15 protein-coding genes and 1 pseudogene are annotated in these 20031 nt (G+C 70.3%); 11 read left to right on the forward strand and 5 right to left on the reverse strand.

From position 1 onward, the window contains the following. The 6 genes and pseudogenes from BKH20_RS04700 to BKH20_RS04730 all read left to right on the forward strand — a co-directional run. Positions 1–573 (forward strand): annotated as a pseudogene (locus tag BKH20_RS04700) (bacteriocin biosynthesis protein); the annotation flags it as partial. Beyond that, a complete protein-coding gene (locus BKH20_RS04705) occupies positions 563–1300 on the forward strand; it encodes a hypothetical protein (RefSeq protein ID WP_075390137.1) in 738 nt (245 codons plus the stop codon). The pseudogene BKH20_RS04700 and the gene BKH20_RS04705, both read left to right, overlap by 11 nt. A 207-nt stretch (positions 1301–1507) precedes the next feature. Next, on the forward strand, positions 1508–1711 hold the full coding sequence (locus BKH20_RS04710) for a thiocillin family RiPP (RefSeq protein ID WP_070662518.1): 204 nt from the start codon (positions 1508–1510) through the stop codon (positions 1709–1711). Positions 1712–1809: 98 nt separating this feature from the next. Further along, positions 1810–3045, forward strand: a complete 1236-nt coding sequence (locus tag BKH20_RS04720; protein WP_075390165.1) for a PqqD family protein — start codon at positions 1810–1812, stop codon at positions 3043–3045. Next, positions 3042–5684 carry a lantibiotic dehydratase gene (locus tag BKH20_RS04725; RefSeq protein WP_081381592.1) on the forward strand — a complete coding sequence of 881 codons (2643 nt, stop codon included), beginning with the start codon at positions 3042–3044 and terminating at the stop codon, positions 5682–5684. Before BKH20_RS04720 ends, BKH20_RS04725 begins: the two co-directional genes overlap by 4 nt. Next, positions 5681–6907 (forward strand): thiopeptide-type bacteriocin biosynthesis protein, encoded by a 1227-nt coding sequence (locus BKH20_RS04730; protein ID WP_075390140.1) that lies wholly within the window; start codon positions 5681–5683, stop codon positions 6905–6907. The genes BKH20_RS04725 and BKH20_RS04730 overlap by 4 nt, the downstream gene beginning before the upstream one ends. Before the next feature lie 620 nt (positions 6908–7527). Here the strand turns inward: BKH20_RS04730 and purB are convergent. Together purB and BKH20_RS04740 are read right to left on the reverse strand one after the other, a co-directional pair. Continuing rightward, positions 7528–8973, reverse strand: a complete 1446-nt coding sequence (purB, locus tag BKH20_RS04735) for an adenylosuccinate lyase (RefSeq protein WP_075390141.1) — start codon at positions 8971–8973, stop codon at positions 7528–7530. Positions 8974–8978: 5 nt separating this feature from the next. After that, the gene (locus BKH20_RS04740) at positions 8979–9389 is read right to left on the reverse strand and encodes a hypothetical protein (protein ID WP_075390142.1); all 411 of its coding nucleotides are present in this window, start codon (positions 9387–9389) and stop codon (positions 8979–8981) included. 236 nt (positions 9390–9625) lie between these two features. Between BKH20_RS04740 and BKH20_RS04745 the strand changes: the two genes are divergently transcribed. The 3 genes from BKH20_RS04745 to BKH20_RS14595 all read left to right on the forward strand — a co-directional run bounded on the left by BKH20_RS04745 (position 9626) and on the right by BKH20_RS14595 (position 11098). Continuing rightward, on the forward strand, positions 9626–10066 hold the full coding sequence (locus BKH20_RS04745; RefSeq protein WP_075390143.1) for a GNAT family N-acetyltransferase: 441 nt from the start codon (positions 9626–9628) through the stop codon (positions 10064–10066). A gap of 175 nt (positions 10067–10241) precedes the next feature. Then, the gene (locus tag BKH20_RS04750; RefSeq protein ID WP_070510900.1) at positions 10242–10712 is read left to right on the forward strand and encodes an XRE family transcriptional regulator; all 471 of its coding nucleotides are present in this window, start codon (positions 10242–10244) and stop codon (positions 10710–10712) included. Continuing rightward, entirely contained in the window at positions 10709–11098 is a 390-nt protein-coding gene (locus tag BKH20_RS14595) for a hypothetical protein (RefSeq protein WP_060956994.1), read from the forward strand. Before BKH20_RS04750 ends, BKH20_RS14595 begins: the two co-directional genes overlap by 4 nt. 6 nt (positions 11099–11104) lie before the next feature. Here BKH20_RS14595 and BKH20_RS04760 read toward each other — a convergent pair whose 3' ends face one another. The 3 genes from BKH20_RS04760 to BKH20_RS04770 all read right to left on the reverse strand — a co-directional run bounded on the left by BKH20_RS04760 (position 11105) and on the right by BKH20_RS04770 (position 13639). Further along, on the reverse strand, positions 11105–11476 hold the full coding sequence (locus BKH20_RS04760; RefSeq protein ID WP_075390144.1) for a hypothetical protein: 372 nt from the start codon (positions 11474–11476) through the stop codon (positions 11105–11107). Positions 11477–11583: 107 nt separating this feature from the next. Then, entirely contained in the window at positions 11584–12348 is a 765-nt protein-coding gene (locus BKH20_RS04765) for a siderophore-interacting protein (protein ID WP_075390145.1), read from the reverse strand. Positions 12349–12544: 196 nt separating this feature from the next. Beyond that, on the reverse strand, positions 12545–13639 hold the full coding sequence (locus BKH20_RS04770; protein WP_075390146.1) for a DNA cytosine methyltransferase: 1095 nt from the start codon (positions 13637–13639) through the stop codon (positions 12545–12547). A 145-nt stretch (positions 13640–13784) separates the two neighbouring features. Between BKH20_RS04770 and BKH20_RS04775 the strand changes: the two genes are divergently transcribed. Both BKH20_RS04775 and BKH20_RS04780 read left to right on the forward strand, forming a co-directional pair. Next, positions 13785–16616, forward strand: a complete 2832-nt coding sequence (locus BKH20_RS04775; RefSeq protein WP_070662489.1) for a DUF1156 domain-containing protein — start codon at positions 13785–13787, stop codon at positions 16614–16616. Between the two features lies 1 nt (position 16617). Continuing rightward, the gene (locus BKH20_RS04780) at positions 16618–20031 is read left to right on the forward strand and encodes a DUF499 domain-containing protein (protein ID WP_070662487.1); all 3414 of its coding nucleotides are present in this window, start codon (positions 16618–16620) and stop codon (positions 20029–20031) included.

Consider the following 20031-nt stretch of genomic DNA (forward strand, 5'->3'; position numbering starts at 1 on the left):
GAGCCGCTCGGCGAGCCCACCGGCCGGGAGCAGGCCGAGGCCGCCCAGGCCCCGCTGAGCGCCAAGCTGCGCCGCTGGACGGCCGCCGGCGGCAACATCGGCTCGGTGACCGCCTACGTCCTCGTCCCCGAGCGCGGGCAGGGCGGCCAGGAGGTCACGGAGGCGACCGGGCAGCGGCCGGCCCCCGGCACCTACGTCTACATCGAGCGCGACCACGCCCTGGCTCTCATCGGGCCCGCCCCCTCGGCGGCGGACGCCGGGCCGGACGCAGGGACTGATGCCGCGACGGACGCCGGGGCGGAGCCCCTGCCCGACGGCGTCGGCGCCCGCATCGTCCTGACCGGCAACGTGGACAAGGTTGCCCGCAAGTACTTCTCCTTCGCCCTGCGCATCGCGGTCCAGGACTGCGGCTGCTCCTTCGAGGTCATCCGCCTCGTCGCCGACGCCCTGGGGGTGCCGCTGCGCGCCCGGGCCCGCTGGGACGAGCAGCGCATCGCCCGGGCACTGGGCACTGACCCGGCCCGGGAGCCGGCCTGTATCGTCGTCGACCTGGGAGGCCGCCGTGCGCACTGACTTCGAGACGCTGCGCGAGCTCGTCGCCGGATTCTCCGCCGGATCAGGCACTCGCCCCGCCGAGCCGACCTCCGACGGTCTGGCTGCGCGTCGCCCGCGCCCGCCGCTGGACTGCCAGGTCCCGGACGCGCTCGTCCCCGGCCCCCAGGCGCCCTACCCCTACAGCCTGCGCCAGACCTTCGAGCGCCGCTCGTCGTCGACCACCTACGGCACCGAGCCGCTCGAGGCCGAGCCCCTCCTGGCGATGGTCCGCGACGCCCTGGCCGACGACGCGCGCACCTGGGGCCAGGACGCAGCGGCCTGCCCCCTGGAGCCCTTCGTGCTCCTCCTGCGCCCGCGCGGCGCCGAGCCGGGCATCTACCGGGTGCGGCTCGACGGCGTCGACCTCGTCCGCCCCCTGCCGCCGGCCGAGGAGATCGAGGGCATGACGGTGCAGAAGGAGTTCGCCCGCGCCGGCGCCATCGTCTCGGTCGCCGCCAACCTCGATGAGGCCGACGCCTGGGGCGGGGCGGCCGGTTACCGCTTCACCATGAGCCGCAGCGCCGCCCTCATCTACTCGCTGCACCTGCGCGCCGCCGCCCGGGGGCTGGTGGGGACGGTCTTCGCCGGCTTCGCCACCTCGGCAGTGCGCCACCTGCTGGACTCCGACGGCGTCAGCCGCCACCAGATGTTCGCCGTCACTATCGCCAGTCCACAGACAGAACCGCCCGATGAGGCGGCCGGCTAGCCCCGGCCCACCACCCGCGAGCGCTGGCGGCCCATCCGTTGGTCCACCGCCCGCCAGACGGACCCAGAACTGCATACCGCGCCACAGAGTTTCACAGACCACCCCGTCCGCGGGGTTGGGGTCCGGTCCCGGCAGACCGGACCCCCGGGGCTCGAAGGGGTCCCGCTCCTGCCCACAAGACATCTGAGAGAAGGAGGTGAACAGCATATGACGAACAGCGCCATCGATCTCACCCTCGCCGACAGTGACTTCGGCGTCGAGGAGCTGCCCGAGGGCAACGCCCTGGGTTGTGCCTTCAGCAGCGCCAGCGCGTCCTGTCCGGCCAGCGCCGCCTCGGCCTCGTGCCCGGCCAGCGCGGCCTCGGCCTCGTGCCCGGCCTGCGCGGCCAGCGCGTCGACGACGTCCTGCTGACGACCCCATGGTGGCGGGTAGGGGACTCCAGTCCCCTACCCGCCACTGGTGGTACCCCGGAGCCCCGTGAACCGACCTGAGGGAGCCAAGAGCCCATGATGAGCACGGTGATGAGTACGGCGAGGACAACGCCGACGATCCCTGGTGGCCGCCCGACGAGCCCGATCCCGCGCCTGCGCCGCGGGGTGAGCCTCATCGTCGGGATGGACAACCAGCCGATGCTGTTCGACTCCGACTCGGGCAAGTACCACCGGCTCGGCGCGGCCGCTGCCTTCATTGTCAACCAGTTCGACGGGGTGCGCCCCCTGCCGACCATCATCGAGGAGCTGCCCCAGGATATTGACGAGGCGGGTGCCAAGCGCATCACGGGCCTGGTCGACAACCTGCGTGACAAGGGTCTCCTGGCGGGCGGCGAGCCCGACTCCGCCGACCCCGCCGCACCCGACGCTTCGGCGGCTCCGGTGCGCACCAGGCGCAGCCGCGGACGCCACACCGCCCAGCCCCGCCGGGCCCGCCACCTCAAGGTTGAGCGGCCCCGCCGCAGTGGGGGCTGGTGGCTGCCCCGCATCATCATCGCCCGCAAGTACCACCGGGTCGTCGCCCCGATCGTCACCCTGCTTCAGCGCCTTCCGGCCCCCGCGCTCAGCTGGGTCTTCCTGGCGCTGGCCGCCTGCGGGTACGTGGCCGGGGCCATGGCGCTCAGATCCCTGGCCGGGGGGCCCCGCCCGGGGGTCCTGGTCTTCGTCACGGCGGTGGCGATCCAGCTGGTGAGCATCCTGCTGCACGAGTCCTGGCACGCCATCGTGGCCGGCTACCTGGGCACCCCCATCCGTGGACTGGGGGTGGCGCTCATGTTCTGGGCGATCCCCATCGCCTACGTCGATCGCACCGACTCCTACCGGGTGCGCTCCCGGCGCGGACTGACCATGCTGGCCCTGGCCGGTATCTTCTCCGACGGCGTCGTCTGCGGACTGGAGGCGGCCGTCGCCTGGGCCTCGACGGGAATGGTGCGCCAGGTGGCCCTGACCCTGTGCGCCTTCCAGCTCACGATGCTCGTCACCAACCTCAACCCCCTCACCCAGTCCGACGGCGTCGCCGCCATCGAGGCGGCCTCCGGATCGGTCAACTTGCGCGGGCGCTCCATGTTCGTGCTGCGCTGTGTCCTGAGGCGCCAGCCGCTGCCGCCGGCCCTGGCCGTCATGCGGCCCGCGGTGCGCTGGGGCTACTTCATCTACGGGCTGGCGTGCTCTCTTCTCGGGCTGCTGGCCTTCGTGATGAGCATTGTATGGATAGGCTACTGGCTGTACGCCCTCTTGAAAGGTTTCCTCCTATGACGCAGCCGGTTCTCTCTCGTGCCGGTGCCTCCCCCTCCCAACAGCCACAGCCGCAGCCCGTATCCGCCGTGACCCCCGGGGAGCCCATCTCATCCGCTCCGTCCTCCGCCGTACCAGCGCCGGTACCGGCACCGGAGCCGGTGCCCCCGGCCCTGGCTCAGCCCGCCGTGGCCCTGCCGACCCTCGTGCGCCTGGGCGGGCTGCCGGTGCGGGCCGTCCCCGAGACCAGCGCCGCCGTCATCGGCACCCTGGACTACCTGCGTCGGCTCGACGAGGTGCTCGACGGCGCCGCCGTCCAGCTGCTCGACCCGCTCTACGAGATCGTCCCCACCCTGGACAAGGCCGAGCGCCGCCCGGTCCTGCGCGCTAAGCGCTGCGTCTTCCAGGGGCGCGCCACCGACCTGTCCGAGGAGGTCCTGGCGGCCCTGCCCGCCGAGCTGCGCGCGCTGCTGGAGCGGTGGGACGCCCTGGTGGCCCGCAAGGAGGAGACCCGAGCCCGCCTGGCCGTCCTGGTCGACGTCGACCTGGATCGCAGCCGCGAGCTGCTGGCGGCCGGCCTCGACGAGCCCGGCTACCAGGAGGCCCTGGCCATCGCCGCCCCGGCCCTGGTCTCCACCCTGGCCGTCCGCGGCCGCCGGCTCGAGGACCCCCGCGTCCTGCGCACCCTCTACACGCTGGCCACCCGGGCCGCCCTCAAGACCAGCCCCTTCTCGGGACTGACCACCGTCAACGAGGCGGGACAGCCCTCCAGCGGGCGCAGCCACCGCATGGTGGCCACCCACCTGGCCTACCGCATCCTGAGCGCCACCGCCCAGGACCTGGCCGCCGACGGCGCCCTCTACCTCGAGCCCGCCCCAGTGCGCCGGGCCTACCGCGCCGCTCCCGGCCCGGACGCGGCCGGCGCCTACGGCCAGTACCCCTCCCGGGAGGTCGAGGCGGAGGCGCTGACCGTCGTCGGCGAGCACGAGTACGGCAACGGGATGGTCTTCCGCCAGGAGACCATCCAGCCCGCCCGCTGGCTCCAGGAGACCCACGACGCCCTCACCGGCGGCGGCATGCACGCCGTGCTCAGCGTGCGCGACGCCTGCGAGCGCGTGGGCGGCGCCGATCCGCGCCTGCGCCTGGAGCGGCTGCTGGCCTCCGGCGCCATCGTGCCGCACGTGCCCTGGTATCGCGGGGAGAACCCCTTCCCGCTGCTGGCCGCCTCGCTCTCACCGGAGCAGCAGCGCCAGTGGGGCAAGGACCTGGCCTGGCTGGCCCGGCTCGATGACGCCGTCGGCACCGCCGACGCACCCGGCCGCGCCGAGCTTCTCAACCGCACGGTGCGCCTGGCTGAGCGCGTCTTCCCCGACGGTGAGCTCGGTGAGCGGCCCAGCGGCTTCCTTTACGAGGACCGCGAGTCGACCCGCAGCTGGGTCGACCCTCTCGAGGACGCCCCCTTCGAGCAGGACGTTAAGACCCTGGGTGAGCTCGCCGACCCCTGGGTGGCCCGCTCCCACATCTACGACCTCATGGTGGCCCGCTTCGTCTCCCTGTTCGGAAGCGGAGGGGTGTGCAAGGACCCGCTGGCCTTCTTCATGACCATCGCCCACGCCCCTGATGGCGACCAGGAGATGCTGCGCACCGCCGGGCTCGACTACGCCGCCGGCCCCGATGAGGAGCGCGCCGCCCTGTCCGGCGGGCTCTCCGGCTCGCCCAGGCACCTGGGCGCCTTCCTCCAGCCGGTGGCCCCCAGCGCCCGGACCTACGCCGCCGGCGGGGGCCTGACTGTCGTCAACGCCTTTACCAACGCCAACGGCTCCCTCCAGGCCCGCTTCCACCGGCTCCTGGGCTCCGGCTTCCGGGAGCGCCTGGCTACGCGGATCCGCACCTCCTGGGGCACCGAGCGGGTCCTGGAGATCCAGGCCAGCACCGAGTGCAACACCGGTCAGGCCGTCTCCTGCGGGCTCCTGCCGCCGCTGGGGCTGCCCGGTGAGCCGGGGGCGCCGGACGCGGTCCCCCTCAGCTCCCTGCGGCTCGTCCACGACCCGGCCACGAGCACCCTGTTCCTGGCCGACGACGCCGGGCCCGTGGGACTGGCCTACCTGGGCCTGACCCCCCAGTACCTCCTGGGCGGCTACCTGTCCTGGCTGGTGCTGCTGAGCGACCCCTGGTCCCGGCTGCCCCCGTTCGCGGACCACTGGACCAGCCGCCGTCGGGACCTGAATGGGCCCCTGCCCGACGAGGTGATGTACTCCGAGCGGGCCGTGGCCGGCCGTCTGGTGACGCGCCGCGAGTCCTGGACCTTCCCGGCCCAGCAGATCGCCCCGCTCATGGACCGCGACCTGACCACGACCCTGCTGCACATGGACGACCTGCGCAAGCAGTGGGGCATACCCACGGAGGTCTTCGTCCACCAGCACATGCCCTCCCAGGGCGCCACCTTCGACCAGCACAAGCCCCGCTACGTGGACCTCACCTCGCCGGTGTCGCTGCTGGCGCTGCGCGGCTGGATCGACCCCGGTGCCGCGCACATCAGCTTCGTCGAGGCGCTGCCGGCCCGCGGCCAGGCCCTGGGGCTCACCCAGGACGGCGAGTCGACGGTGGTCGAGTACCTGGTGGGACTCCAGTGGCCCAAGAACCTGGGAGGCATGGCGTGAGCACGCACGACGACGTCCAGTCCAACCGGCGTGAGCAGCGCAACCAGCCCAGTCGGCTCATCCGCTCCCGCAGGCTGCGCTGGCTCGGCGGGCGCTCGCGGGCCGGCGAGCAGGCGGAGCGCACCGGGCAGGCCGGGCAGGCGAGCCAGGTGGGCCAGATGGGCCAGGTGGACCAGCCCAGTCAGGCCGGCCAGGCCGGGACGGTCGGCCTGGGGGGCGCGAAGCCGCAGGCGGGCGGCTCGATCCCGGGGATCCAGCCCCTGGAGATGGCGGCCGCCGACTTCGGCAACCTGCGCGCCCAGCACAGCGCAATGCGTCAGCGGGGCGCGGCGATGGCCGGTCAGCGTGAGGGCGTTGGCTGGCTGTATGCGCGGATCTACTGCGCCGGCGGGGATGACACCGACGCCCTGCTGCCCGAGGTCGCCCAGTGGCTGGATCGGGCCCGCGGCCAGTGGGACATCCGCTCGGCGCACTTCCTGCGCTTCGTCGACCTGCGCGGCCACCACATCCGGCTGCGGCTCAAGGCCGTCGAGGGCGTCCTGGACGAGGCCTACGCGAGCATGCGCGAGCTGGGTGCCGTGGCCCAGCGCACCGAGGCGCGCACGGTCGAGCGCCTCGTCTCCGACCCGATGACCGGGGGGATCGGTGCGAGCCGGCCCGGCATCACCTTCGGCGTCTACGGCCCCGAGTACGACAAGTACGGGGGAGTGGCCGGCGTGGAGGAGGCTGAGCGCCACTTTTATGTCTCCAGCCGATGGTGCCTGGACCACCAGGTTTGGCAGATTCCGCGGCCGGTGCCGCGGGCGGCCCTGGCGGCGCGGTTCCTGGCGCTGGCGGCCCGCAGTGCGCCGCTGCCTGAGGCCGAGCTGCTCTCCGCCCACCTGCGGATGTGGGGCTCGCGGCTCCCCGCGCACCTGCGTGACGGCAGTGCCCTGGGGCCGATTGTTCAGCAGCTGCTGGAGGTCATCGAGTTCCAGTTCGATGAGATCCCGTCCTGGAGTCAGGCAGCGGCGGCCGTGGGTGAGCTGGCCGACGACGCCGGGCGCGCCATCGGCGTCATGGGGGCCGGCACCGGCGGGCGCCGGGCCCTGGACCTGCTGCACATCGACGTCAACCGGCTCGGCCTCAACCCGGCCGAGGAGTGCATCGCCGGGCTGTGCGCCCGACAGCTCCTGACCGGGGGCGCCGTGCCCCCGGCCCAGCCCTCAGCCGCCGTCGGGTAGCCGGGCGCCGCCTGGCCCCGGAGCCCCGAGGCGCGCCGAAGTGTCCATGAGAAGGGCCCTGATTGTCGATGAAGGACTGGGAGTGTCCACGGTGCTGACATCAACAACGCGCTGACCTCCCAGCCTGAGAAGAAACCGCAAGATTCCAACGATCTATTTCAGGCGCTTCGAGGGCTGGCGCGCTGATGTCAGCGCTGTGGACACGTGGCTGTGCGGGGAGTGGGTCCGTCAGGTTCTTGGCGGCGCATCCAGGTTCTCTCACCTTGGGGCAACCCCACCGGTCCCTGCCTGGCCCCTTCGGGTGCTCGCGTAGGGGACCCAGAAGTCATGGTTCGACGATGATCTGAGCCGGGTCTTCTTCAGAGCGGTCCACTGCACGAGGGTGGGGGTGTACTGGTTGGGGGTTGTGCGTACTGCACGAACCCCCGGACCCTGTGGAGTACACCCAACCCTCTGCCAGTGGATCCCGACCCTCGTGCAGTTCGGGTGGTGTCAGGTCTGATAGTCGGGCTGAGGCTCTGATCGAGCCTGCCCCTCGCCCCGGTGAGGGTTGGGAGCCGGGCGTGGGCCGGTCGGCGCTTACCGGTCGGCGGTTTCTGATCTGATCGTCCTGCGCGCCCTCAGTCGTCCAGGTGGGAGACGAGCTCGGCGGCCAGACCCGTGTAGGTGGCGGGCGTCAGGGCCAGCAGCCGCGCCTCGACGTCGTCGGGCATGCCGAGCCCGGAGATGAACTCGCGCATGCCCTCGGGCGTGACCTTCTTGCCGCGGGTGAGCTCCTTGAGGCGCTCGTAGGGGTCGGCCATGCCGGTTGCCCCGGCGACGGCGGCCGCCCGCATCGCCTGCTGGACGGGCTCGCCGAGCACCTCCCAGGTCGCCTCGAGGTCCTCCTCCAGGCGGGTGCGGTCGACGTCGAGCCCGGCCAGGCCCCGCCGGATGTTGTCCACGGCCAGCAGCGAGTGCCCCAGGGCCACGCCCACGTTGCGCTGCGTGGTGGAGTCGGTGAGGTCCCGCTGGAGGCGGGAGGTGACGAGAGTGGCGGCCAGCGTGTCCAGCAGCGAGCAGGAGATCTCCAGGTTGGCCTCGCCGTTCTCGAAGCGGATCGGGTTGACCTTGTGCGGCATGGTCGACGAGCCGGTGGAGCCCTGCGCGCTCAGCCGCTGGTGGAAGTAGCCCAGCGAGATGTAGGTCCACACGTCGGTGGCCAGGTTGTGGGCGATCCGGTTGAAGCGGGCGACGTCGGAGTAGAGCTCGGCCTGCCAGTCGTGGGACTCGATCTGCGTGGTCAGCGGGTTCCAGGTCAGGCCCAGGTGCTCGACGAATCCGCGCCCCACGGCCTGCCAGTCGGCGCCGGGCACGGAGACGACGTGCGCGCCGAAGGTGCCGGTGGCGCCGTTGATCTTGCCCAGGTACTCGGTGGCCTCGACGCGGCGCACCTGGCGGCGCAGCCGGTGGGCCAGGACCGCCATCTCCTTGCCGAGCGTCGTGGGGGTGGCCGGCTGGCCGTGCGTGCGCGCCAGCATGGCGGCGTCGGCGTGCTCGTGGGCCATGGCGGCCAGATCCTCGACCAGCCCGCGGGCGGCCGGCAGCCACACCTGCTCGACGGCGCCCCGGATCGTCAGGGCGTAGGAGAGGTTGTTGATGTCCTCGCTGGTGCAGAAGATGTGGACGATCTCGCCGACCGTGGGCAGCACGGTGGGGCCGCCGTCGGCGCCGACGACGCCGGGGGCCTGGGCGGCCGCGGCCAGGCGCCGCTTGAGGAGATACTCGACGGCCTTGACGTCGTGGCGGGTCTCGGCCTCGATGGCGCCGAGCTCGGCGATCTCCTCGGCCCCGAAGTCCTTGACGACGCCGCGCAGGTAGCTCTTCTCCGTCTCGCTCAGGCGGGGGGCGCCGGGCAGGACGCCGCCGTCGGTGAGGTGGATGAGCCACTCGACCTCGACCTGCAGGCGGGCCCGGTTGAGCGCGGCCTCGGAGAGGTGGTTGACCAGCGGGGCGGCGACGGCGCGGTAGCGGCCGTCCAGGGGGCCCAGGGCGATGGCGGGGGAGACTGCGGAGAGATCGACCATGCCGCTCATTGTGGCAGGTTGGCACCGATCTCTGCGAGTGGGGCCTCCTGGGTCGAGATGAGGGCGGGCTGGGCCTCGGGGCGGCGTCGGCGGTAGGCGGTCACGACGACGAACAGCAGGATGCCGGCCGACGGCAGGTTGATGGCGGCGGCGGGCTCATGGCTGTAGAGGCCGTGGCCGAGCAGGGCGGCCGCCAGCCCTAGGCCGATGACGGCCAGCGCGAGGATCGAGGGGCCCGGGATCCGCTGGGACGGCTCGGCGCGCTGAACGTGCTGGGCCTGGAAGAGGATGAGACTGACCGTCAGCAGGCTCAGAGGCGTCAGGAGGGAGGTTTCCCAGCCGAACAGGCCGCCGCCGACCGTCAGGGCTAGGACGGTCGTGGCAAGCGTGAAGACGACTGGTGGGAGGAGTCGCATGGTAGATGACCTTCTAGGGCGGACAAGGTGGGGAATGGTATGACCGGGCAAAATCCTGCCGGATTCTTGTGGCATTTTCAACAAGTGGTCCGTCGTCGTTGACGGGGAGCACTCCCCGGTCGCCTCCAGCCTATACGGCCCGCCGGTCCCGGATCTGTGAAGTAGGTTCCGACCAGGGAGAATGTGATGCCTCTGTGATGCCTTGGGTGCTGTGCGGGTCAGTGGATAATGCGGTTATGACGACGGACCGGGTCCAGCACGGAGCGGCAGTCAGAGTTCTGGTGGAGCAGGACCTGGTCAGTGAGCAGATGCTGGCTCTTATGCGCGAGGCCGCGGGACTGCCCGACGCCGAGCTGCGCAGGATCATTGCTGAGGAGCTAGTGCTCATGGAGGTCGTGGGTACGGGCCCGCGGGGCGTGCCCACGTCGGTAGCTGCCTACGTGTCTCGACCCGATGGCGTCGTGTTGGAGTACATTGCCGTGGCTCCGGGGCTACGTGGCGACGGAATCGGGCGGGCGCTCGTTGATGCCCTTGCCAGTGTGTCGGGGCAGGTTGTCGCCGAGACCGACGACGATGCCGTCGGCTTCTACCGGGCGCTCGACTTCGACATCGACCCTGCGCCGTCGGACCCGCGCTGGCCGGGGCGCCGCCGCTACCGATGCGTGCGGCGGTCCTGATTCCGAACGGCACATGTCGAGGACTGCCTTTCGCGCCGAGGACGTACTTCTCCTCCAAATGTCGTGTCTCCGCCCCCAGTCATCTGGGGGACAGCGCAGTCCTCGGCGCGAAAGTACGTTCTCGATCGACGTCGTCGACGGTCCCGGGCGGCTGGTTGTGCCATATGCTGACCTCATGGGTCGCTTCCGCACTGATGACGCACCGGCACTTATTCGTGCTGCGCGTCTGGATGCAGGGCTCTCACGGGTTCAGTTGGCCCAGCGTGCTGGCTTGAACGAGTCGGTCTTGACGCAGGTGGAGTCTGGGGCGCGTGCGGTGTCCGATGAGCTGCTCGAGGTGGTGCTGCGTGCAGCCGGTTACCGACCGTCACTCCCGCTTGCCATGCAGGCCGACAAGATTCTCGCCTGCGCCGAATCTCATGGCCTCAGCAACCTCCGCGTTTTCGGGTCGTCAGTCCGCGGGGAGGATGACTTCGACTCTGACATCGACCTTCTGGTCACGCCGTCGACCAGTACCGACCTGTTCGACCTGGCCCTGTTCGTCGATGACGTTGAGAGACTCACTGGGTTCCCGACCGACGTCGTTTCCGACTCCCCCCTACCTGTTCAGCTGACTGATGCCGCACGAGAGGCGGTGCCGCTGTGAACGAGGAGCGTCAACGGGCTCGCTTTACTCCGCGTACCAGGCAGGATGGGGCAAGGCGCCATGATCGTGAGAATCTGGACGCCGAGCTTGCGCTGATTCGTGACCGGATCGACGTCGTCATCGCGCACGGACGAGAAGAGTTTTACGACGGTGCTCAAGCCTATGACGTTGCCTGCATGGTGATCATCCGACTTGCCGCTCTGCTGGAGCGACCTGAGTTCATGCCTTACCTGGTGGCGATCTCCGAGGACGAACGCCGGGCCATTCGAACCACACGCAACATTGCGGCACACGCAGGCTATCGCTCGATGGATGACAGTCTTTTCTGGATGGCAATCACTCGGCGTGTTCCCGAGATCTTGGACCGAATCCATGCCGGTGGGTGACGGGCCCTATCGGGCCGAGGTCGTGTGCGTGGTGACCTCGCGGGTCCGCCGGTCCCTCAGACTGCGCGCCAGGACGTAGCCCAGTAGGCCCAGCGCGGGCAGGGCGAGGAGCACGTCGACGTCGGACCGGTACAGGCCGCGCGCGACCATGAGCCCGGAGAGGATGACTCCGACGGCCCCCAGCAGCCGAACGCCCGACGGCGGCAGGCTGCGCTCGCCCGGACCCGAGTTCTGGGCCTGCAGCAGGATGAGGCCGAGCAGGAGCATGCACAGCGATGAGGTGAGGCTGTTGAGCTGCCACCCGAGCAGCAGGCTCCCGATCGAGTTGACCAGGACGGTCAGGGCAAGGACAACAATGGCGGGCTTGATGAGTCGCATGTCGAGCACCTCGGCGAACGGGTTGCGGTCGCGAACGTCCCCAGTCTAAGCCGGTGCCCTGGTCGGAGCCTGACCGGTGGTGAGGGGGGAGTCGACGCCGGCCGGGCTCAGACCTCAGTCCTCGGGGTGGTGCCCATGGCGCGGCCGCGGATCCAGTAGGCCTGGTGCTGGATGCTGCGCCGGCTGATACCGGAGGCGATCAGGTGGCGCCGCACCGCCTTAGTAGCGCTGCTCTCCAAGGCGATGAAGACCCAGTCCAGAGCCAGGTCCCCGGTGTCCGCCCACAGGGTGCGGTCGACGGCGGCCAGCAGCTTCTCCTCGGAGACCTCGGGATTGACGCGGATGAGCCGATGGTCGCGCGCGGCCAGGGGCAGGAAGCCGGTCTCGGGCGCCAGCATGACGACGGTGGCCAGGCTGCTCGGCGGGGCGGCGGCGACGGCGTCGGCGAGTGCTGGCGCGGAGGCCTGGTCGCCTACCAGCAGCATCTTGTCGCCGGGGGAGGGCAGACGGTAGCTGGTGCCGCCCATGACCTGGACGGACACGGTGGCTCCCGGCTTGACCCGCTTCGACCAGCGCGACGCCGGACCGCTGGGCTCATGGTGCAGGACCAGGATGATGGCGGTGGCCTGCTCGCGGTTGACGCGGGTGATGGTGTAGGCGCGCTGGTGCTGGCGGCCGCCCTGCGGGATCCACATCCGCACCCAGGCGGTGGGCGGCAGCATGGCGGCGCCGGTGCCCAGCAGGCTCGGACAGTGAACAGTCAGCTCCGTGTAGGGCGCCAGCTCCCGCACCCCGGTCACCGTGAGCTTGTGCTCCGGCGCCCGTAGAGCCTTGAGCACTGTGCCTTGGAATCCCCTCCCACCACGTGCCATCTGCGTGTCCGCCTCCCGGTCGTCTGATCTCGCGCTAAGGCGAACCATAACCGGAATGGTTGAAGGCTTGCTTAGGACCTCCTGCTGAGAACACTGGAGAAAATGCCGAAAGAATTCCGGCGGTGGGCGGGTCCGCCGGGTTGGACGTATTGGGAATCCTCGGATGTGTCGATGGAGGTGGCGCTCGGGATCGCCCTCAGAATTGCGCGAGGACTTGCCGTGCGATGGCGGCGCCCAAGGGGATGGGGACGGCGTTGCCGATCTGCCGGGCGATGGATGTGCGGGAGCCGATGAAGCGGTGCGTGTCGGGGAATCCCTGCAGGAGCGCCGCCTCGTAGTGGGTGATGGCGCGGTTCTCCACGGGGTGGAGGTAGCGGCCCTTCTCCGGCTTGAAGAACTCGGTCCGGATCGTCACGGAGGGGCGGTCCCAGTGCAGGCGTCCCATGACGTCCATGGAACCGGAGGTGTGCCGGAGCCAGCAGGGCGCCTTCAAGTCGTCCGGAAGATCCGCCCGATTCCCGCCCTCGGGGATCGCGGCAAAGCGCTCGCGTGATTTGGGGCTGTAGCCCCGGGAGACGTGCAGCTCCCGGGGGGAGAAGGCGCCGGGCACCCGCCGTGAGCCGACTCGGGTGCGGAGCTGGTCGAAGCGCTCGTCCATGTCGGGCTGCGCGGGCACGCCCAGAAGCGTCTGCCGCACCGTCCGGTACGGGGGCAGGTCGCCGCCCCCGTCCGGGGAGTGCGTGGGCTCCGGGAACCCGGGGACGGCCATGTCGTAGCGGTGCCCGATGAGGACGGCGCGCCTGCGCGCCTGCGGGGCGCCGTAGTCGGCGGCGTTGATGACGCGGAAGTCGAAGGAGTAGTCCTCGAGGAACTCCCCGGGCCCGGTGGCGGCCAGGAAATCGCGGTACTGGGGCGACTTCCCGAAGGCCGGCACGTTCTCCACGACGAAGTACTTGGGCCTGGCCCTCTGAATGACCTGGGCGTACTGCTCCCAGAGCCGATTGCGGGCGTCCTCCGCGTCCCGCTTGCCGAGCGTGCTGAACCCCTGACACGGCGGGCCTCCGACGACGACGTCGACTCCGGCGGGGATCGTCCCCTCGGCGAGCCAGTCCTGGATGGCGCCCGCGTAGACATCCGTCTTGGGGAAGGTCGCCCGGTAGGAGGCGGCGGCCTCCGGGTCCATCTCGACTGCGGCGATACTGCGGAAGCGGGGCGACGCCGTGTGGAAGCCCGCAGTGAGACCTCCCGCCCCGGCGAAGAGGTCGAGGACGCGGATGGTGCGGGCAGTCATGGAATCAGGGTAGCCGGCCGGTACGACACCGAACCGAGGCTCACCGCCGGTTCAAGGGTGTGATTCGTGTCGGAGAGCGGTCGTAGGATGTTCCCGTTCACACCCGCGGAGAATTCCCCGTTCTCCGTCGACAGGAAGGACTCCCGTGCCCAGGAAGCTCATTGAGGTGGCGCTGCCTCTCGACGCCATCAACCAGCAGTCCGCTCGGGAGAAATCCATCCGCAAGGGGCATCCCTCCACGCTGCACCTGTGGTGGTCCCGCAAGCCCACGGCCACCTCGCGCGCCGTGCTCTTCTCCCAGCTGGTCGACGACCCCTCCGAGCGCTACGAGGAGTTCCTGGAGGCGGCCCGGGCCGCGGGTGAGGCCGACCCGGAGTCCGCTGCGGAGCGGGCGGTGGAGGCGGAGCGTCGCCGCCTGTTCACCCTCATCACCCGCATGGTGAACTGGGACAACATCGGTGATGAGCACCTCATGCGTGAGGTCAGGGAGGAGATCCGCCGCTCCACGGGGGATGAGCCCCCTGCCGTCCTCGACCCCTTCGCCGGAGGCGGCTCCATCCCCCTGGAGGCCCAGCGGCTCGGCCTGGAGTCGCACGCCTCCGACCTCAACCCCGTGGCCGTCCTCATCAACAAGGCCCTCATCGAGATCCCGCCGCTCTTCTCCGGCCGTGCTCCGGTCTTCCCCGGCTCCGACGATGGCACGCGCAGCTGGCCCGGTGCGCACGGCCTGGCCGAGGACGTGCGCCGCTACGGGGAGTGGATGCGTGAGGAGGCCTGGAGGCGCATCGGCCACCTCTACCCTCGGGCCCAGCTGCCCGACGGCTCGGAGGCGACCGTCATCGCCTGGATCTGGGCGCGGACCGTCACCTGCCCCAACCCGGCCTGCGGCATCGAGACGCCCCTCGTCTCGAAGTGGTGGCTGGGGAAGAAGAAGGGCAAGGAGGCCTACATCGTCCCGACGGTCGTCGGTGACCACGTCGAGTACTCCATCGGCCACGATCCCAAGCGGGCACCGACGAAGCAGGATGATGGAACCATTGATCGGAACGGCGCCCGTTGCTTGGCCTGTGAAGCGCATATCGGTTTCGACTATCTTCGGTCGGAGGCCCAGAATGGCCGCATGAGGGCGGAACTGACGGCGATCGCCGTGGAGGGGCGCGGTTCTCGTACGTATTTGCCGCCGGACAGAGCTCATGCTGCGACGGCGCTTCGTGCTGTTCCTTCGAGCGTCCCCGTGGGAGATCTTCCAGAGGCCGCTTTGGGTTTCCGTGTGCAGGCTTACGGCATGCTGAAGTACTCCGACCTGTTCAGTCCGCGGCAGTTGACGGCGCTGACCACCTTCTCGGATCTGGTGGGCGAGGCGCGTGAGCGCGTGTTGCGGGACGCCCTCGCCGGTGGAATGAGTGAGGGGGAGTGTCTCGGAGCGAGAGGTGTAGGTGCATCCGCCTATGCTGATACTGTTGCAACGTATCTTGGGGTGGCGGTTTCTAATACTGCAGATGATCATTCAAGTCTTGTGGCTTGGCGACCTTCTCATGGTACTGGTGCGACGCGTTCGACTTTCGCTAGACAGGCGCTTCCCATGGTGTGGGATTATGCGGAAGCAAATCCGTTCTCGGGTACTGCGGGCGATTTTTCTAATACTATTCCTGGTATAGCTGCGGTGTTGGAGCGACTGCCTTGTCGTGGTGAGATTGCCGGGAAAGCAACTCAGGCGTCCGCGAGTTCGGTTGATTCTAGGATGTGTGTAATCTCCACGGATCCGCCGTATTACGACAATATCGGCTACTCGGACCTGTCCGATTTCTTCTACGTCTGGCTGCGCCGCTCCCTCAAGGACGTCCACCCCTCCCTCTTCTCCACCATGCTCGTGCCCAAGGCCGAGGAGCTGGTCGCGAACCAGTACCGTCATGGTGGCAAGGACGGGGCGAGGGACTTCTTCGAGGACGGCTTCCGTACCGTCTTCGCCAATGCTCGCCGGAGTGTCAACCCGGACTACCCGATGACGGTCTACTACGCCTTCAAGCAGACCGAGACCAATGCTGAAGGGCGGACCTCCACCGGCTGGTCCACGATCCTCGAGGGCATGATCCGCTCCGGCTGGACCATCACCGCCACCTGGCCCATGCGCTCCGAGCTGGGGAACCGCATGGTGGCCTCCGGAACCAACGCTCTGGCCTCCTCCATCGTCCTCGTGCTGCGACCCCGTCCCGAGGACGCCCCCATGACCGACCGCCGCAGCCTCATGCGCGAGCTGCGCCGCACCCTCCCCGAGGCCGTCGAGACCCTGCGCAGCGGCGGCATCGCCCCCGTCGACCTCGCCCAGGCGGCCATCGGCCCCGGCATGAGCGTCTTCTCCCGCTACTCCCGCGTCATCAGCCCCGACGGCACCGACATGAGCGTTTCCGAGGCCCTCACCCAGATCAACGCCGTGCTCGACGAGGTCCTCGGTGAGCAGGAGGGCGACCTCGACCCCGACACCCGCTGGTGCCTCACCTGGTTCGACGCCCACGGCTTCACCGAGGGCCCTTACGGGGAGGCCGAGACCCTCGCCTCGGCCCGCAACGCCTCCATCGACGCCCTCAAGCGCTCCGGCGTCCTCACCTCCGGCGGCGGCCGCGTCGGCCTCATCGCCCCCGCCGACCTCCCCGACGACTACGACCCCCGCACCGACGACCGCATCTCCCACTGGGAGGTGGTTCTCCACCTCGCGCGGGCCCTCGACCGGCGCGGCATTGACGAGGCCGGGAGGCTCCTCTCCGCCGCCGCCGAACGCGGCCTGGGCGCCGACATCCTCCAGTCCCTCGCCTACCGCCTCTACTCCCTCGCCGAGAAGCACGGCTGGACCGAGGCCGGCCTCCTCTTCAACGCCCTGGGCGGCTCCTGGCCGGAGATCGCCGCCGCGGCCCGGACCGCGGCGAGCACCGGCTCGGACATCCAGACCGCACTCGACCTCGACACCCTGGAGAACCACTGACATGTCCGCCACCTCCAACCGGGACCGCATCGGCCGGGCCATCGAGATCCTCTCCGGGGCCCTGGAGCCTTGGATCGCCGTCACCGTCGCCCCGAAGCTGCCCGCCGCCAGCACCTGGACCGACCTCCTCGCCTGGAAGGACGGCCGGCCGGACCGGACCTACGAACCCTCCGACCCCCAGTGCCAGCTGCGCATCATCACCGAACGCATCGGGAACCTCGGATTCCTCTTCAGCGGGATCCTCTCCCGCGGCGAGCAGAACCTCGCCGGCGAGCTGCGCGAGGTCCGCAACAAATGGGCGCACAACAGCCCCTTCAGCATGGACGACACCTACCGCGCCCTCGACACCGCCGAGCGCCTCCTGCGGGCCATCAACGCCCCCGCCGAGGCCGACCAGGTCCGTGCCATGAAACGGGACGCGCTGCACTCCACCTTCGACGCCGCCACCAGGCGCGACACCCGGGCGAGCGCCGTCGCCATGCCCGGCCTCGGGGAGAACGGCCTCGCACCCTGGAAGGACGTCGTCCGCCCCCACCCCGACATCGTCTCCGGCAGCTACGGCCAGGCCGAGTACGCCGCCGACCTGCACCAGGTCGCCCACGGGGAGAGCAGCGAGGAATACGGCGACCCCGCCGGCTTCTTCAAGCGCACCTACCTCACCGAGGGGCTCAAGACCCTCCTGACCATGACCGCCCGGCGGCTGTCCGGGGATCCCAACGCCCAGGCCGTCATCAACCTTCAGACCACCTTCGGCGGCGGCAAGACTCACTCCATGCTCGCCGCCTGGCACCTGGCCGGCCCGACCCCGCTCAAGGACCTCACCCAGGACGTCCAGGACCTGCTCGCCGACACCTCGATCCCCGACGGCGTCAGGCGCGTCGCCATCGTCGGCAACGAGATCTCCCCCGGGCAGCCCACCACCAAGCCGGACGGAACGGTCGTTCACACCCTGTGGGGCGAGCTCGCCTGGCAGCTCGGCGGCGCCGAGGCCCACGAACTCATCGCGCAGGCCGACCGCACCGGCACCAACCCCGGTGCCGCCCTGCGCACCCTCATCAGCCGCCACACCCCCGCCCTCATCCTCATCGACGAGTGGGTCGCCTACGCCCGCGGTCTGTACCGGCGCGATGGTCTGACCGGCGGCAGCTTCGACACCCAGTTCACCTTCGCCCAGGAGCTCACCGCCGCCGTCCAGGGCACCCCCGGTGCCCTCCTCCTCGTCTCCATCCCCGCCTCCGACATCCGCCAGGACGGCACCGTCACCCGTGCTTCCGAGCTCGAGATCGGCGGTGACGGCGGCCGCGAGGCACTCCAGCGGCTCCAGCACGTCGTCGGGCGCGTGGCCCACAACTGGAGTCCCGCCACCTCCGGGGAGAGCTTCGAGATCGTGCGCCGGCGCCTGTTCACCGACCTCGACGCCGAGGCCCTCCGCAAGCGCGACGCCACCATCAAACGATTCGTCGACTACTACCGGGGGCAGCGCGGCGAGCTGCCCTCCGAGACCTTCCAGCCGGACTACGAGCGGCGGCTGCGCGAGGCCTACCCCATCCACCCCGAGCTGTTCGACCGGCTCTACGGCGACTGGTCCTCCCTGGAGCGGTTCCAGCGGACCCGCGGCGTCCTGCGCCTCATGAGCGCCGTGGTCCACTCCCTGGTCCAGGCCGACGACGACGCCCCCCTCATCATGCCGGGCTCCATCCCCTTCGACGACGACGCCGTCCGCGACGAGATCGCCGGCTACCTCGACGACGCCTGGCGCACCATCATCGAGACCGACATCGACGGCGAGAACGCCACCCCTCTGCGCATCGACCGGGAACGGGAGCTGTTCGGACGACGGGCACTGACCCGGCGCATCGCCCGCACCCTGTTCCTCGGCTCCGCCGCCACCCTCGACACCGCCCACAAGGGCATCGACCGTCAGCGCCTCTTCCTCGGCGTGGCCATGCCCGGGGACACCCTGGGCAACTTCGGCTCCTCCCTGCAGATGCTCACTGACCGAGCCACCTACGTCTACAACCAGGGGACCCGGAGCTGGTACGACCGGCAGCCGTCGATCAACCGGATGGTCGTCGACCGGGCCGCCTCCCTCGACACCGCCGACGTCGCCCGGAAGGCGGTCGACATGCTCAAGGGAATGGCGGCGAGCGCCCGCGAGTTCGCCCATGTCATCGTCGCCCCGGCATCCACCGGGGACGTCCCCGACAGGCAGGAGACGGCACTGGTCATCCTCGGCCCGGACCGCACGGTCGCCGCCAGGAACGGGCGGAGTTCGCAGGTGACCGGGCCCGGCAGGGAGTTCACTGAGGAGCTCCTGCACCATCGCGGCTCCGCGCCCCGTAACCATGTCAACACCCTCATCGCCGTCGCCCCCGACGAGGGGCGGTGGGCCGAGGCCGAGCAGGCGCTGCGCATCCACATGGCGTGGTCGGAGATGGCGAAGGAGGAGTCGATCCGGGACCACGACCTCACGGCCAGCCAGGCCGAGCAGGCACGCCAGAAGAGGCGGGACACCCAGAGCGTCGCCGAGCGCTCCGTGGCGGGCGCGTGGATCTGGGCGCTCCACCCCGTCCAGGACAACGGCGGCCGCCCCTTCAAGATCGAGCCGGTCAAGATCGAGGGGGACGAGCAGCGGATCGCCGTGCGCGCCGGCCTCAGGCTCGGCAAGCAGGACATCGTCCTGACCGACATCACCCCGACGGCCGTGGCCCTTGAGCTCGGGGGCATGAACCTTCGTGCCCGATGGCACGGGGGCAGGATCACCGTCGGCGAGCTGTGGTCCTACTTCACCCGTTACCCCTACATGCCGCGCCTCCGGGACCGGAGGGTGCTGGAGAAGGCCGTCGCCTCCGTCATGGATGACATCGGCTGGGAGAGCGTCGGCTTCGCCCTCGCCGCCGACTACGACGCCGAGCGGGGCGACTTCCTCGACCTGCGCCTCCCGCTGGAGGACGAGGCGCCGAGGATCACCGACACGACCCTCCTCGTCGCCCCCGCGCTCGCCCGTGCGCAGCGCCGCCGTGAGGAGGAGGAACGGAGGGCTGCTGCGTCTGCGGAGTCGCGCGAGTCCGGACCCGCTGACGACACGGGCGCCGCACCCGACGCCACCGCGACCCGATCCGACTCCACCCGCGACGGGCGCGCCGTCCCCCCGGCACCTGAGCCGCAGCCCGTCGCCAACTCGAGATTCGAGGGAGTGGCCGAGCTGGACCCCGGGAAGGACATCGCCGCCCAGCTCGCGCTGCTGGCCGATGAGGTCATCGCCCACCTGAAAGCCGGCGGCGCGGACAGCCTCAACATCGAGGTCTCTATCGACGCGACCCGCTACAACGGATTCGATGCCGACACCGTGCGCACGGTCGCGGAGAACGCCCGCACACTCGGTCTCAAGCCGGGCCGATTCACCGAGGGGTGA

This window comes from Actinomyces oris (assembly GCF_001937445.1).
In the GTDB taxonomy this organism is placed as follows: Bacteria; Actinomycetota; Actinomycetes; order Actinomycetales; family Actinomycetaceae; genus Actinomyces; species Actinomyces acetigenes.